General features: G+C 75.4%; 10 protein-coding genes and 1 pseudogene. 9 read left to right on the plus strand and 2 right to left on the minus strand.

Annotated features, from left to right (window positions below; translation table 11 throughout):
* Window positions 1–6 precede the first annotated feature (6 nt).
* The 5 genes from ACIQ8B_RS14490 (at window position 7) to ACIQ8B_RS14510 (ending at window position 8029) form a co-directional block, all read left to right on the plus strand.
* Complete coding sequence (locus ACIQ8B_RS14490) at window positions 7–1602, plus strand: alpha/beta hydrolase (protein ID WP_403546938.1); 1596 nt, start codon at window positions 7–9, stop codon at window positions 1600–1602.
* Between the two features lie 257 nt (window positions 1603–1859).
* Window positions 1860–3920, plus strand: a complete 2061-nt coding sequence (locus tag ACIQ8B_RS14495; RefSeq protein ID WP_403546940.1) for a neutral/alkaline ceramidase — start codon at window positions 1860–1862, stop codon at window positions 3918–3920.
* A 200-nt stretch (window positions 3921–4120) separates the two neighbouring features.
* A complete protein-coding gene (locus ACIQ8B_RS14500) occupies window positions 4121–5434 on the plus strand; it encodes a DUF692 domain-containing protein (RefSeq protein WP_403546942.1) in 1314 nt (437 codons plus the stop codon).
* A 127-nt stretch (window positions 5435–5561) separates the two neighbouring features.
* Window positions 5562–6338 (plus strand): TIGR04222 domain-containing membrane protein, encoded by a 777-nt coding sequence (locus ACIQ8B_RS14505; RefSeq protein ID WP_403546944.1) that lies wholly within the window; start codon window positions 5562–5564, stop codon window positions 6336–6338.
* 119 nt (window positions 6339–6457) lie between these two features.
* Window positions 6458–8029 (plus strand): alpha/beta hydrolase, encoded by a 1572-nt coding sequence (locus ACIQ8B_RS14510; protein ID WP_403546946.1) that lies wholly within the window; start codon window positions 6458–6460, stop codon window positions 8027–8029.
* A 13-nt stretch (window positions 8030–8042) separates the two neighbouring features.
* On the opposite strand, the gene hemQ is transcribed toward ACIQ8B_RS14510, so the two are convergent.
* Together hemQ and hemG are read right to left on the minus strand one after the other, a co-directional pair.
* Complete coding sequence (gene hemQ, locus ACIQ8B_RS14515) at window positions 8043–8774, minus strand: hydrogen peroxide-dependent heme synthase (protein ID WP_106411903.1); 732 nt, start codon at window positions 8772–8774, stop codon at window positions 8043–8045.
* Between the two features lie 5 nt (window positions 8775–8779).
* Window positions 8780–10237, minus strand: a complete 1458-nt coding sequence (gene hemG, locus ACIQ8B_RS14520) for a protoporphyrinogen oxidase (protein ID WP_403546948.1) — start codon at window positions 10235–10237, stop codon at window positions 8780–8782.
* 157 nt (window positions 10238–10394) lie between these two features.
* Here hemG and ACIQ8B_RS14525 point away from each other — a divergent pair, with 157 nt between their 5' ends.
* The 4 genes and pseudogenes from ACIQ8B_RS14525 to ACIQ8B_RS14540 form a co-directional block, all read left to right on the plus strand.
* Window positions 10395–11402 (plus strand): DUF4349 domain-containing protein, encoded by a 1008-nt coding sequence (locus ACIQ8B_RS14525; RefSeq protein WP_403546950.1) that lies wholly within the window; start codon window positions 10395–10397, stop codon window positions 11400–11402.
* A 38-nt stretch (window positions 11403–11440) separates the two neighbouring features.
* Window positions 11441–12823 (plus strand): FAD-dependent oxidoreductase, encoded by a 1383-nt coding sequence (locus ACIQ8B_RS14530; protein WP_403546951.1) that lies wholly within the window; start codon window positions 11441–11443, stop codon window positions 12821–12823.
* 203 nt (window positions 12824–13026) lie between these two features.
* Window positions 13027–13851, plus strand: a complete 825-nt coding sequence (locus ACIQ8B_RS14535) for a rhomboid family intramembrane serine protease (protein WP_290007618.1) — start codon at window positions 13027–13029, stop codon at window positions 13849–13851.
* A 68-nt stretch (window positions 13852–13919) separates the two neighbouring features.
* Window positions 13920–14257 (plus strand): annotated as a pseudogene (locus ACIQ8B_RS14540) (glycoside hydrolase family 43 protein); the annotation flags it as partial.
* Between the last annotated feature and the right edge of the window lie 32 nt (window positions 14258–14289).

Below are 14289 nucleotides of genomic sequence, written 5' to 3' on the forward strand. Positions count from 1 at the left end.
GGGCGCATGCCGATACGACGTACGACAGCCGCTGCCCTGCTGTCCGGCGCCGTCCTGCTCTCCGCCTCCCTGGCCGCCTGCGGCCCGGTCGGCGAGGGCGGGGCCGCGGGCGGAGGCGGCGAGGAGGACGACCGCGGACGGATATGGGCGCAGTCCCTCGACTGGAAGGACTGCCCCGCACCGTCCCCCCTGCAGGGCGGAGGAGAGGCGCCCGATCCGCTGCCGGACGGCACCCGCTGGCAGTGCGCCGGCATGCGGGCGCCGCTGGACTGGGACAGACCGGACGGCGAGACCATCGACATCGCCCTGATCCGGGCGGCGTCCCGCGCGGACGCCGCCGACCGCGTCGGTTCGCTGCTGTTCAACTTCGGCGGGCCCGGCGAGTCCGGTGTGACCGCCCTGCCCTCCCTCGCCCCCGACTACGAGCAACTCCGTTCCCGTTACGACCTGGTGAGCTTCGACCCGCGCGGGGTCGGCGCGAGCGCCGGGGTCGCCTGCCTGGACGCCGAGGCGGCACAGGCGAGGGCCGAGCAGGACGACACCCCCGACGACGGGGACGACGAGGTGACCGCCCTGCTCCAGGCGCGGCAGCGGCACGCGGACGCCTGCGCACGGGAGTCGGGCCGCGTGCTGCCGCACGTGGGCACCGAGGACGCCGCCCGCGACATGGACCTGCTGCGTCATCTGCTCGGTGACGAGAAGCTGCACTACTTCGGGATCTCCTACGGCACCGAACTGGGCGGCGTCTACGCCCACTTGTTCCCCGGGCACGTGGGCCGTGCCGTCCTGGACGGCGTCGTGGACCCGACGCTGGACCAGATGGAGGGCGCGCTCGCGCAGGCGGGCGGGTTCCAGCTCGCGTTCGACCACTTCGCCCAGTGGTGCGTGGATGCCGGCTGCGCGCTCGGCGACAGCCCGGAGGAGGTCATGGTGCTCGTCATGGGACTGGAGGAGACCCTGGACGACGAGCCGCTGACCGTCGGCGGGGACAGGGTGCTCACCGGTTCCCAGCTGATCGACGCCGTCGTCCGGGCGCTCCACCTGGAGACCGCGTGGCCCGCCCTGGAGGTGGGGCTGCAACTGCTCGCCGCCGACGAGGGCGAGACCCTGCTCGGCCTCGCGGACGCGCTCAACGGCCGTCACGCCGACGGCTACAGCGGTCGGCAGGACGCCCGGACCGCCATCACCTGCGCCGACCGCAGCGACCGCTACACCGTGGACGACGTGCGGGAACAGGCCGCCGCGTTCGAGGAGGCCTCCCCCCTCTTCGGTGACGCCCTGGTGTGGGGCGCGCTGCAGTGCGCCGACTGGCCGGTGCCGGGCAGGGCCGAGCACCCGGACGTGAGCGCGCCGGGCGCGCCGCCGGTCCTGCTCGTCGGCACCACCGGTGACCCGGCGACGCCTTACGAGGGCGCCGCGCGGATGGCGGAGCGCCTCGGCGAGGGCGTGGGCGTGCAGCTCACCTACGAGGGCGAGGGCCACGGCGCGTACGGCTCCGGCAACACCTGTGTGCGCGAGGCCGTGAACGCGTACCTGCTGGACGGCACGGTGCCGGCCGCGGGGACCGTGTGCGAGCGGGAGCCGCTCCAGGGCAAGGGGTGACGCCGCCCCCGGAACGGCGGGAGCCGGCCCGGTGGGTCCGCGATCGGCGGACCGGCCGGGCCGGCTCCGTCGTGTCCGCGGTGTGCGCGTCACCGTGCCGCTCCCGTCGCGGGGCCGGCCGCCGTGCCGGCCCTGCTCCGGCCGCGCACATCCTCTTGCCGTGTTCATGGCAGGCGGTGTACCAATGAAGCGCGCGGAACGTGAATGTTGTTCATGTTCCGCCCGCCCGGAGGCCGACCGAGCCTGAGGAGCAGCGTATGACCGCGGAACGTCCTCCCTTGCGCGACCGCCGGACCGTCCTGAAGGCGGGGGCCGCCACCGGCCTCGGGCTGGCGGGCGCGCACCTGGTCTCCCCGGGCGCCGCGGCCGCCGCGGGAGGCGGCGGCGGTTATCTCGTCGGCCGGGGGATCTCCGACGCCACCGGCGAGGTCGCCGAGGTCGGCATGATGGGGTACGGCCGGTTCGACCAGCAGGCGGCGGGGCTGCACACCCGTCTGCGGGCGCGGGCGTTCGCCGTGGTCGAGGAGGCGAGCGGACGCCGCGTGCTGCTGATCGTCGCCGACTCCCCGATGATCTTCGAGAGCGTGCACCGGGCGGTACTGCGACGGCTGAAGCAGGCGTACGGCGGTCTGTACACCGAGCGGAACGTGCTCATCACCGCCACCCACACCCACGCGGGACCCGGCGGCCACTCGCACCATCTCCTCTACAACACCACGACGTTCGGCTTCCACCGGGCGACCTTCGAGGCGGTGGCGGACGGCCTGTTCGAGGCGGCGCGCAACGCGCACGACGACCTGGCCCCGTCCGAACTGCTCCTCAGCCACGGCACGTTGACCGGTGCGAGCGTCAACCGCTCGCGGGCCGCCTTCGACCGCAACCCGAAGGCCGACCGGGACCACTTCCCGGACGGCGTCGACACCCTCACCACCCTGCTACGGGTGGAGCGCGGGGGCCGCACGGTCGGGGCGGTCAACTGGTTCCCGGTGCACGGCACCAGCATGTCCGGCGACAACCGCCTGATCAGCGCCGACAACAAGGGCTACGCGGCCTACCACTGGGAGCGCGAGGTCCACGGCGTCGACTATCTGGCCGACGGCTCCCCGGCGTTCGTCTCCGCGTTCGCCCAGACCAACAGCGGCGACATGTCGCCCAACCTGGACCTGGTGCCGCCCACGACGCCCGCCGACTTCGAGGCCACCCGCGCCAACGGGCTCCGCCAGTACGAGGCGGCCGCGGCCCAGGCGGGGAAGCCCGGCACGCGGCTGTCCGGGCCGGTCGACTCGCGGATGGTGTACGTGGACCTCTCCGACGTCACCGTGCGCCCGGAGTTCACCGGCGACGGGCGGACGCACCGCACGTCCACCCCGTGCGTCGGCGCGGCGATGGCGGCGGGCAGCCTGGAGGACGGCCCGGCCTTCCCCGGCTTCGACGAGGGCGAGAACCCGTTCTGGGACGCCGTCTCCGACTCGATCGTCTACACGGTGTCCCCCGAGCTGAAGCGGGCGCAGGCGCCGAAGGACGTCTTCGTGCCGATCGGGGAGATGAACCGCGTCTACCCCTGGGTGCAGGAGCGGGTGCCGGTGATGCTGGTGCGCATCGGCGGCCTCTACCTGATCGGCATCCCCGGCGAGGTCACCGTCTGCGCGGGCCTGCGGCTGCGGCGCACGGTCGCCGGGATCGTCGGCGCGGCCCTCGACGACGTCCTCGTCGCCGGTTACAGCAACGCGTACGTCCACTACGTGACCACGCCGGAGGAGTACGACGCCCAGCACTACGAGGGCGGCAGCACCCTCTTCGGGCGCTGGCAGCTCCCGGCGCTCCAGCAGACCGCGGCCGAGCTGGCGGTGTCCCTGCGCGACGGCACGGACCTGCCGCTCGGCCCCGAGCCGCCGGACCTGTCCGGCACGGTGCTCTCGCTCCAGCCCGGCGTGGTGCTGGACGCGCCGCCCCTGTTCCGGACGTTCGGCGACGTGCTGGTGCGGCCGCGGGAGAACTACCGGACGGGGGAACGCGTCGAGGTCGTCTTCGCGGGCGCCCACCCGGGCAACGACCTGCACCGCGGTGACACGTACCTGCGGATCGAGCGGCGGGACTCCGGCGGAGCCTGGCGCACCGTCGCCGACGACGGGGACTGGGCGACCCGCTTCCACTGGGCCCGCGACGGGATCGCCGCGTCCAAGGTCACGATCACCTGGGACATCCCCCAGGGCACTCCCCCGGGCGCCTACCGCGTCGTCTACCACGGCGACGCGAAGAGCCTGGGCGGGAAGGTCTCGTCGGTCACGGGTGTGTCGACGGCCTTCCAGGTGCGCTGAGAGGCGCACAGACGGCACCCCTCCGGCGACGGGTCAACGGGCCGGGCGGCCGTCGTGACGGCCTGCCCCAACCTCAAATGTTCCTCTGAAGGCGGCCGCGGGACGGTTCGCGCGCGGAGCGCCGGGTCATATCCCCGGCACGCCCGGTGCGGGCGTGCCGGGGGCCGGGCGGGAACGCCGGGGTGCGGGAGGGGACGGGGATGACGACGGTGCGGCTGGGGACCGGGATCGGGTGGCGCCCGGAGATCGCGGACGCGGTGGAGGCCATGCCGGGCATCGACTGGGTCGAGGTGGTGGCCGAGAACGTCTGCCCCGGGCACCTGCCCGACTCGCTGCTGCGGCTGCGCGAACGCGGCGTGACCGTCGTGCCGCACGGCGTCTCCCTGGGGCTCGGCGGCGCCGAACGGCCCGACGAGGGGCGCCTGACCGCGCTCGCCGAGCGGGCCGCGGCGCTCGGCTCGCCCCTCGTCACCGAGCACATCGCGTTCGTGCGCGCGGGCGGGCCGCTGACCGCCACCCCCGGCGTCGAGGCCGGGCACCTGCTGCCGGTGCCGCGCACCCGCGACGCCCTCGCGGTGCTGTGCGAGAACGTCCGCATCGCCCAGGACGCGCTCCCGGTGCCGCTCGCCGTGGAGAACATCGCCGCGCTGTTCTCCTGGCCCCGCGAGGAGATGACCGAGGGGCAGTTCCTGTACGAACTGGCCGACCGCACCGGCGTACGGCTGCTCATCGACGTCGCCAATCTGCACACCAACCACGTCAACCGCGGGGAGGACCCGGCCGAGGCGCTCGCCGGCCTGCCCCTGGAGGCCCTCGCCTACGTGCACGTCGCGGGCGGGTTCGAGCGGGACGGCGTGTGGCACGACAGCCACGCCCACCCCGTGCCGCGTCCGGTGCTCGACATCCTCACCGGCCTCGCCTCCCGCGTCTCGCCCCCGGGCGTGCTGCTGGAGCGGGACGAGAACTTCCCGCCCCCGGCGGAGCTGGAGCGCGAACTGGACGCGATCCGCGGGGCGGTGGAGGCGGGCGCCCGCAGCCGGTCCGAGGCCCCGGCCGCGGAGGGCGTGCGGGAGCCCGCCCCCGTGGAGGCCGCGGACGGGTCCGCGCGGGAGCGGCTGGCGCTCGCGCAGACGGCGGTGCTGTCCGCGCTGGTCGCGGGGACGCCGGTGCCGGAGGGGTTCGACCGGACGCGGATGCGGGTGCAGGCGCGGGCGCTCGCCGCCAAGCGCGCGGACGTCGTCGCGAGGGTGGCCCCGGAACTGCCGGTGATCCTCGGCGACGGCTACCGGCCGGCCTTCCTCGCGTACGCGCAGACCCGGCCGATGACGGGCGGCTACCGGCACGACGCGATGGCCTTCGTGGAGCGGTTGCTGTCGGCCGGACGCCCCGAGGACACGCGGGCGCGGCGCGAGCTGCGCGCGTGGTGGCTCGACCGGTCGGGTCCGCGCCCCCGGTCGCACCGGCCCGTGGTCCGCCTGGCCCGGGCCACCCGCCGCGCGCTGCTGCGCCGCTGAGGCCCCTCCGGGACGCCCGCCGGGGACGCCCGCGCGCGTCAGGCGGAACGTCGCCTGCCCGCGACACCGCGTCCGGATGGTGAACAAGGCATGGTGCTTTCGCGACTGCGTCCCTTACAAACGGTCCATGTTCTGGGTTCCTCTCCTGCTTCTGGCCTGGGCGATCGCCGGTGTCGCGGGGCTGCGGCTGTGTCGTGCGGCGGTGCGTGAGGCGGCCGCGGGCGGTGAGGGCGAGGGACGGGGTCTGACGCTGTACGAGGCGGCGTTCCTGTCCGGCGGCCCCGTCCGGGTCGCCGACGTCACGCTCGTCGCGATGGCCCGTCAGCGGCGCCTGCTGCTGGCCCACACCGGCTGGGCCACCGTCGTCGACCCGCGCGGGCGGAACGACATCGAGCGCACGGTGATAGGGGCGATCGGACCGGACGGGCAGTCGCCCATAGCGCCGGTGCGGAAGGCGGCGGCGACCGCGGAGACGGTGCGCGCGCTGGCGGACCGCCTGGTGTGCGCCGGGCTCGCGGTGCCGGAGGGCGACGGGCGGACCGTCGCGGAGGCGCTGCGCCGGACGCGGCTCGCGGTGCCGGCCGTGGCCGGGCTGGCCGCCGCCGCGCTGCTCGTGCCCACGCCGTCGCAGATGCCGCGCTCGCTGGTCGCCCTGTGGTTCGCGTTGCCGCTGGTGTTCACGCTGGGGTGTCTGGCCATCGCACGGTTCGAGCTGAGCCCCGCCTCGCGCTGGGCGTCCCCCGCGGGTCAGCGGCTGCTGGCCTCCGTGCGGCGTGCGGCGGCCGGCGACCCCGACGACGACCGCGCGTATCTCACCTCCGTCGCGGTGCGCGGGGTGCGGGCGGCGGGCGGACCGCAGGTGCGCGCGGCCTTCGCGCACCGGGAGCCGCACCCGGAGGGCTGACCGGGCGGTGGCTCCGGGGCGGTGAACCGGCCGCCGACACCAGGCGGTCGGTCCTTGCCCGGCCCCACGCGGGCCGAAAACATCCCTTCTGTCGCCGCAGCGCTCCGAAGGGACCACCGATGAGAACCGCCGCCGTCCTGGTGACAGCCGGGTCCTTGCTCCTCACCGCCCCGGCGGCCGCCGCCCGGCCCCCGGCGTCCGCGTCCGAGGCGCGCGGCACCGCGGTGGCCGCCGCGCGCGCCGCTTCCGCGGGCATCGACTTCGGCCCGTGCGCGAAGGAGCAGGAGCTGCCGCCCACCGTGGAGTGCGGCACGCTGCGCGTCCCGCTCGACTACGCCCGCCCGGACGGCGAGCGGATCCGGCTGACCGTCAGCCGCTCCCGGGCCACCGGGAAGGACCCGGCGACCGGGCGCGCGGTGCCCCGGCAGGGCTCCCTGGTGCACAACCCGGGCGGGCCGGGCGCGAGCGGGATGCACTTCCCGATGACGGGCGTGGTCCCGGGCTGGAAGCGGCTCGCGGCGGCCTACGACCTGGTCGGTTACGCGCCGCGCGGGGTGGGCCGTTCCGCCCCGCTGTCGTGCGTCGACCCGAAGACGTTCCACCAGGGTCCCGCGCCGGCGCCCCGGCACCCCTCGGCGGAGGTCAAGCGGGAGCACGCGGCCCGCGCGGCGGCGTACGCGCGGGGGTGCGCCGAGCGGTCCGGCGACGCGCTGCGGCACTACACCTCGCTGAACAACGCCCGTGACCTGGACGTGCTGCGCGCCGCGCTGGGCGAGACCCGGCTGACGTTCCTCGGCTCGTCGTACGGCACGTACATCGGGGCGCTGTACGCGACGCTGTTCCCCTCGCACGTGCGGCGGATGGTGTTCGACTCGGCGGTGAACCCGGCGCCGGAGCGGATCTGGTACCGCAACAACCTCGCCCAGTCGGCCGCGTTCGAGGGCCGCTGGGCGGACTTCCGGGCCTGGGCGGCCCGCCACCACGACGTGTACGGGCTGGGCGACACCGCGCGGAAGGTGCGGGACAGCTACGACCGGGTGCGCGAACGGCTGGCGCGGGAACCGGCGGGCGGGAAGGTCGGACCGGCGCAGCTGCACACGGCGATGCTCGGGGCGGCGTACTACGACGACCACTGGCCGCAGCGCGCGCACGCCCTGTCGGCGTACCTGAGGGGCGACCCCGGGCCGCTGGTCGAGCAGGCCGAGGAGCACCCGGAGGCGGCGGCGGAGGCGGAGAACACGCGCGCGGTGTACCTGGCCGTGGAGTGCAACGACGCCCCCTGGCCGACGGACTTCGCCGTGTGGGACCGGGACAACACCCGGCTCGCGCGCCGGGCGCCGTTCGGGACCTGGCACAACGTGTGGACCAACCTGCCCTGCGCCTACTGGCCCGCGCCCCGGCAGCGGCCGCTGGACGTGCGCGCCGGGAAGGGCGCGCTGCCGCCGACGCTGATCCTGGCGGCCGAGCGGGACGCGGCCACCCCGTACGACGGGGCCCTCGAGCTGCACCGGCGGCTGGCCGGGTCCGCCCTGGTGACGGAGCGGGACGCCGGCAGTCACGGACTGGCGGGCGGCGCCGGCGCGTGCGTGAACGAGCACCTGACGGCGTATCTGCTGGAGGGCCGGGTGCCGGGGCGGCGCGCGTCCTGCGCACCGCACCCGGCGCCCGAGCCGGCGCCGCCCGCGGCCTGAGGCCGGGCGGGCGTCAGGCCAGGCCGGCGACCAGGTCGGCGACGTCCTTGCGGCGGCCGGTGAAGAACGGGATCTCCTCACGGACGTGCATGCGGGCCTCGGAGCCGCGCAGGTGACGCATCAGGTCGACGATGCGGTGCAGTTCGTCGGCCTCGAAGGCGAGGATCCACTCGTAGTCGCCGAGGGAGAACGAGGCGACCGTGTTGGCGCGCACGTCCGGGTAGCCGCGGGCCATCTTGCCGTGGTCCGCGAGCATCCGGCGGCGGTCCTCGTCCGGCAGCAGGTACCAGTCGTAGGAGCGCACGAACGGGTAGACGCTCACGTAGTCGCGGGGGGTCTCGTCGGCGAGGAACGCCGGGATGTGCGAGCGGTTGAACTCGGCGGGGCGGTGCAGCGCCATGTTCGACCAGACCGGCTCGAGCGCGCGGCCGAGGCGGGTGCGGCGGAAGAGGTTGTAGGCCTCCTGGAGCTGGTCGGCGGTCTCCGCGTGCCACCAGATCATGAGGTCGGCGTCCGCGCGCAGGCCCGACAGGTCGTAGGTGCCGCGGATCGTGACGTCCTTGGCGGCGAGCTGGTCGAACAGCTCCTGGACCTCCTCGGCGTAGCCGGCGCGGTCCTCCGGCAGGACGTCCTTCAGCTTGAACACGGACCACAGGGTGTAGCGGATGACCTCGTTGAGGTCCTTGGCCAGCTTGCCCTTGTTGGGGATCCGTTCGGGCGCGGGGGTGGTGGCGTCGTCACTCATGTCCCTTATTCTCCTGCTCCTCGGTGAAGGCTCTGCACCGGGTGCGCGGTGAGCTCTTCCGCACCGCGCAGGTCACCCTGGATCCGGTCGGCGGCGGCGTACGCGCTCGCGATGCACGCGGGGACGCCGACGCCGTCGTACGCGGCGCCGCACACGGCCAGCCCGGACAGGCCCGCCAGGTGCGCGCGGACGCGGTCCACGCGGGCGTGGTGGCCGACCGGGTACTGGGGCAGGCCGTCGTCCCAGCGGGTGACGCGGGCGGCGACCGGGGCGGCGTCCAGGCCGGTGGCCGCCTTCAGGTCGTGCCGGGAGAGCTCCACCAGCTCGTCGTCGTCGCGGTGCAGGATCTCCGTCTCGCCGTGGCGGCCCACGGAGGTGCGTACGACGGTCAGGTCCGGGTTCTCCTCGGCGATCCAGCCCCACTTGCGGGAGGCGAAGGTGGACGCCTTGATGGAGCGGCCCTCCACGGGCGGCACCAGGAACCCGCTGCCCTCGGGCAGCCGTGCCTCGTCGCGCCGGTAGGCGAGGGTGACGAGCGCCATCGAGGCGTACTCGACGGCGGACAGCTCGGCGGCGGCGCCCGGCGCCTCGGCGCGCAGCAGTCCGGCGGCGGCCGGGGCGGGCACGGCGACGACGACCGCGTCGGCGTGCAGCACCTCGCCGCCGGCGACGAGCCGCCAGCCGTCGTCCGGTTCGCGGCGCAGTGCGGTGACCGGGGTGCCGGTGAGGATGCGGGCGCCGCGGGAGCGCAGGGAGTCGGCGACCGCGAGCGGCAGGGTGCCCACGCCGCCCGCGACGCCCGTGAAGACGGGTCCGCTCCGCCGGTCGGCGGCCGTCCTCGCCTGCACGGCGCGGACCGCTTCGGCCAGGGTGGCGTGCGCGCGGGCGGCCTCGAAGAGCTGCGGGACGGCCGAGCGCATCGAGATGCGGTACGCGTCCCCCGCGTACACCCCGCCGAGCAGCGGCTCGACGAGCCGGTCGACGACCTCACGGCCGAACCGTTCGGCGACGTACTCGCCGATCGCCACGTCGTCGCCGACCTCGGCGGGCGGCAGGTCGGCCTCCCGCTCGATCCGGGCGAGGCCCTCGTCGGACAGCACCCCGGTGAGGGCGGCGGCGGTGCCGGGGACGCCCATGACGTGCCCCTTCGGCATGGGGCGCAGGGCGCCGCGGGTCCACAGCGCGGCGGAGGCGGTGGCGGGCGGCTGGAGCCGGTCGGACAGCCCCACGGCGCGGGCGAGTCCCACCGCCTCGGGCCGGCGGGCCAGCAGCGACTCCGCCCCGAGGTCGACGCGGGCGCCCGCGATCTCGCCGGGCAGCAGCTTGCCGCCGACCCGTTCCGAGGCCTCCAGGACGGTGACCCGCGCCCCGTGCTCCAGCAGCCGGTGCGCGGCGGCCAGTCCGGCGATGCCCGCTCCGACGACGACGGCGTGCCCGCCGCCGCCCCTGTGTGATCCGCTCATGCCTCCCACCTTCTCAGATGCCGCACGCCGGTCCGACAGGGCCGTGTGGCCCCCTCGAGTCCCTACCGTGACCCCCTTGCGACCGTCCGGCCCGAACGCCCGCCCCCCTTACGGCGTCTCAGGGATGTCAGCCGTCAGGACACGAGGGGGAACCCGCATGCGCACACGACGATCCGCACGATCCGCCCACGCCCTCGCCGGGGCCCTGCTGGCGGCGGCCCTCGCGGTCACCGGGTGCGGCGCGTCCGGCGACAGCGCCGACAGCGAGGCCGGAGCGGGGAAGGGGGTGGCGGCGGACGAGGGGGCGGCCGTGGACGCCGCGCCCGAGTCCGGGAAGCAGGGCGCGCCGGGCGGCGCGGCGGACCGGTCCGCGGCCTCCGCGCCCCAGGTGGCGGCGGATCACATCATCCGCACCGCCTCCCTGACGGTGCGCGTCGAGGACGTGCCGACGGCGCTCGAGGAGGCCCGTGCCGCGACCGCGACCGCGGGCGGCTACGTCGGCGACGAGACCACCCGCCGGGACGGGCGGGGTCATGAGCGCACGCGCGTGGTGCTGCGCGTGCCCGTCGACGCGTACGAGGAGGTGCTGGCCGAGCTGGAGGGCACGGGCACCCTCGTCGAGCGCAGCGCGCAGGCGGAGGACGTCACCGGCCAGGTCGTCGACGTGGAGAGCCGGATCCGGTCGCAGCGGGCCAGCGTGGCGCGGATCCGCGAGCTGATGGACCGGGCGGCCGAGCTCAGCGACGTGGTGACGCTGGAGGGCGAGCTGAGCAGCCGCCAGGCGGACCTGGAGTCGCTGCTCGCCCAGCAGGCCTCCCTGAAGGACCGCACGAGCCTCGCCACCATCACCCTCACGCTGTCCGAGACACCCGTGAAGGAGGCGGAGAAGGACGACGACCCCGGCTTCCTGGACGCGCTCGCGGGCGGCTGGGACGTCTTCCTGACGATGCTGCGCTGGCTGACGGTGGCGCTGGGCGCGGTCCTGCCGTTCGCGGCGGTGGCGGCGGCGGTCGTCCTGGTGGGGAGCAAGCTGATCGCCCCCCGGCTGCGGCGCCGCCCGCGGCCCGGACCCACGACCGGCGGTCCGGGCCCGGGCCCGGACTCGCCGCCCGTCGCCCCGCCGGTCCCCGGGCGCGCCCCGGACGCCGGGAACGGCGACGCCTGAGGGACGGTCCCGGACCCTCTCCCCGTAGCGTGGGCGGCATGGACAAGAGCGCTGTGAGGGAACGGCTGGTCGTGATCGGCGGCGACGCCGCGGGCATGTCCGCGGCGTCGCAGGCCCGGCGGATGAAGGGTCCGGACGAGCTGGAGATCGTGGCGTTCGAACGCGGCCACTTCACCTCCTACTCCGCCTGCGGCATCCCCTACTGGGTGGGCGGCGACGTCGAGGACCGGGACCTGCTGATCGCGCGCACCCCCGAGGAGCACCGCGCCCGGGGCATCGACGTGCGGCTGCGCACCGAGGTCACGGAGATCGACCTGGACCGGGGGCGGGTGCGCGCCCGCGACCTGGAGTCCGGCGCCGAGTCGTGGACGCCGTACGACAAGCTGGTCATCGCGACCGGTGCGCGGCCGGTCCGCCCGGAGCTGCCCGGCATCGACGCGCCCGGGGTGCACGGGGTGCAGACGCTGGACGACGGGCAGGCGCTGCTGGACACGCTGGCCGGCACCGGCGGGCGCCGCGCGGTGGTCGTGGGGGCGGGCTACATCGGCGTGGAGATGGCCGAAGCGATGATCAGGCGCGGCTACGAGGTGACGGTCGTCAACCGGGGCCGGGAGCCGATGGCGACGCTCGACCCCGACATGGGCCGGCTGGTGCACGAGGCCATGACCGGCCTGGGCATCACGATGGTGAACGATGCCACGGTGACCGCGCTGCCCACCGGCGACGACGGCCGGGTACGGGCGGTGGCCACCGCGGACGCCGAGTACCCCGCCGACGTCGTCGTCCTGGGCATCGGCGTACGCCCCGAGGCCACGCTCGCGCGGGACGCCGGACTGCCCCTCGGCGCGCACGGCGGGCTGCTCACCGACCGGTCGATGCGGGTGCGCGGGCAGGGGAACGTGTGGGCGGGCGGCGACTGCGTGGAGGTGCTCGACCTGGTCTCCGGGCAGTCGCGGCACATCCCGCTGGGCACCCACGCCAACAAGCACGGCCAGATCATCGGCACGAACGCCGGCGGCGGCTACGCCACCTTCCCGGGGGTGGTCGGCACGGCGGTCAGCAAGGTGTGCGACCTGGAGATCGCGCGCACCGGACTGCGGGAGAAGGACGCCCACCGCGTGGGCCTGCGCTTCGAGGCGGTGACGATCGAGTCGACCAGCCGAGCGGGCTACTACCCGAACGCCTCCCCCATGACGGTGAAGATGCTGGCGGAGCTGGGCACGGGCCGGCTGCTCGGCGTCCAGATCGTCGGCCGCGAGGGCGCGGGCAAACGCGTGGACATCGCGGCGGTGGCCCTCACGGCGGGCATGACCGTCCACCAGGTCGCCGCACTGGACCTGGGCTACGCCCCGCCGTTCTCCCCGGTGTGGGACCCGGTCCAGGTGGCGGCACGGAAGGCGGCGGCGAAGGTCGGGCGGTAAGGACAGGGGGGCGGGGCGGGGTGAGCGCGCGCTGCGGGCGACGGGCGTGCGCTCACCTGCCGTCGCCGGTCACGCCGTCCCGTTACGTCGGGCCCGCGGCGCCTTCCCCGCGCCGCGGGCGGTCGAGGAGACATACGCACGGCGGGCGGGCGGCGTTCAGGGGGCCGTTGATTCACCGGCGGCCGTCCGGGCACTAGGGGGGTGTGGTCATCCCCGTCCATGACGTGAACCCCGCGCGGCGCACCCCCTGGGTGACGTACGCGCTGATCATCGCCAATGTCGTCGTCTTCGTCGCGTTCACGCCCGGTGTCGCGGGCTCCCTGACCGGGGGCGGCGGCAGCCTGGCCGACCTGTGTCACCTCCAGGCGTTCCTGGAGCGGTGGGCGGTGGTGCCCAGGGAGCTGATCCACCACCGGCTGCCGGATCTCGTGCCGACGGGCGGGACCGGCGTGGGCCCGCAGGGTCCGGGGTGCGTGATCGGGCCGCCCGGTTACGAGAAGTCGCCGGAGCTGAGCGTGCTGACGGCGATGTTCCTGCACGGCGGCTGGCTGCACCTGCTGGGCAACATGCTGTTCCTGTGGATCTTCGGCAACAACATCGAGGACCGCATGGGGCACATCCGCTTCCTGCTGTTCTACCTGCTGTGCGGCTACGCGGCCGCGTACGGCTTCGCCCTCCTGAACAACGGCTCGGGCGAGCCGCTGATCGGCGCGTCCGGCGCGGTCGCCGGGGTCCTCGGCGCCTACCTGGTCCTCTATCCGCGGGCGCGGGTCTGGGTGCTGGTGCCGTTCCTGATCTTCCTGCCGCTGCGGCTGCCCGCGTGGATCGTGCTGGGCCTGTGGTTCGTGCTCCAGGCGCTGTACTCGGCCGGGCAGGGCGTCACGGACGCGGGCACGGTGGCGTACGCGGCGCACGTCGTCGGCTTCGTCGTCGGCATGCTGCTGGCCTGGCCGCTGAAGCCGGGCACTCCCCCGCCGCCCGAGCCGCGCGGCATGCTCTTCGGCCGGCGCGCGCGGGCGGGCTGGTAGACGACCACCCGCTTGACCGCCCGCGGGCCTCGGCTCCCCGCAGCAACCCGCCGTTCGAAGCGGAGGACGATGCCCGCGTCGTCGCCCGGATCGGACCGCTGCGCCAGACCGTGGCCCAGCGCTCCGTCCCGGCCGGGCCGGTGACCCTCACCGTGACGGTCCGGACGACGGACCAGGTGCCCGCGACTCCCTCGCTCACCGACGACCGCGTCACCGGCCCCGACACCCTCGCCTTCCGGCCGGGCGGTCCCACCGCCCCGGGCGCCCACCCGCTCGCCGAACCGGACGGGCGCCACCTGTCCGCCGAGGCCGCCTGCGGCTCCACCGCCGCGTCATCGGCATGTACGCCACCCAGGGCACGGCCGCCTCCGACTGGTTCGAGTACGTCCCGACGTCTGCCGTGTGAGGGGCGGCCCGCGTCCGGAGGGCGTCCACGCC

Origin of the sequence: Streptomyces sp. NPDC096105 (assembly GCF_044763335.1) — a bacterium.
Classification (GTDB): Bacteria; Actinomycetota; Actinomycetes; order Streptomycetales; family Streptomycetaceae; genus Streptomyces.

What these genes read in the sequence shown, in the direction of transcription:
- ACIQ8B_RS14500 (WP_403546942.1), top strand. Translation starts at nt 4,121, where the DNA reads ATGACGACGGTGCGGCTGGGGACCGGGATCGGGTGGCGCCCGGAGATC.
- ACIQ8B_RS14495 (WP_403546940.1), top strand. Translation starts at nt 1,860, where the DNA reads ATGACCGCGGAACGTCCTCCCTTGCGCGACCGCCGGACCGTCCTGAAG.
- ACIQ8B_RS14505 (WP_403546944.1), top strand. Translation starts at nt 5,562, where the DNA reads ATGTTCTGGGTTCCTCTCCTGCTTCTGGCCTGGGCGATCGCCGGTGTC.
- hemG (WP_403546948.1), bottom strand. Translation starts at nt 10,237, where the DNA reads ATGAGCGGATCACACAGGGGCGGCGGCGGGCACGCCGTCGTCGTCGGA.
- ACIQ8B_RS14490 (WP_403546938.1), top strand. Translation starts at nt 7, where the DNA reads ATGCCGATACGACGTACGACAGCCGCTGCCCTGCTGTCCGGCGCCGTC.
- hemQ (WP_106411903.1), bottom strand. Translation starts at nt 8,774, where the DNA reads ATGAGTGACGACGCCACCACCCCCGCGCCCGAACGGATCCCCAACAAG.
- ACIQ8B_RS14510 (WP_403546946.1), top strand. Translation starts at nt 6,458, where the DNA reads ATGAGAACCGCCGCCGTCCTGGTGACAGCCGGGTCCTTGCTCCTCACC.
- ACIQ8B_RS14525 (WP_403546950.1), top strand. Translation starts at nt 10,395, where the DNA reads ATGCGCACACGACGATCCGCACGATCCGCCCACGCCCTCGCCGGGGCC.
- ACIQ8B_RS14530 (WP_403546951.1), top strand. Translation starts at nt 11,441, where the DNA reads ATGGACAAGAGCGCTGTGAGGGAACGGCTGGTCGTGATCGGCGGCGAC.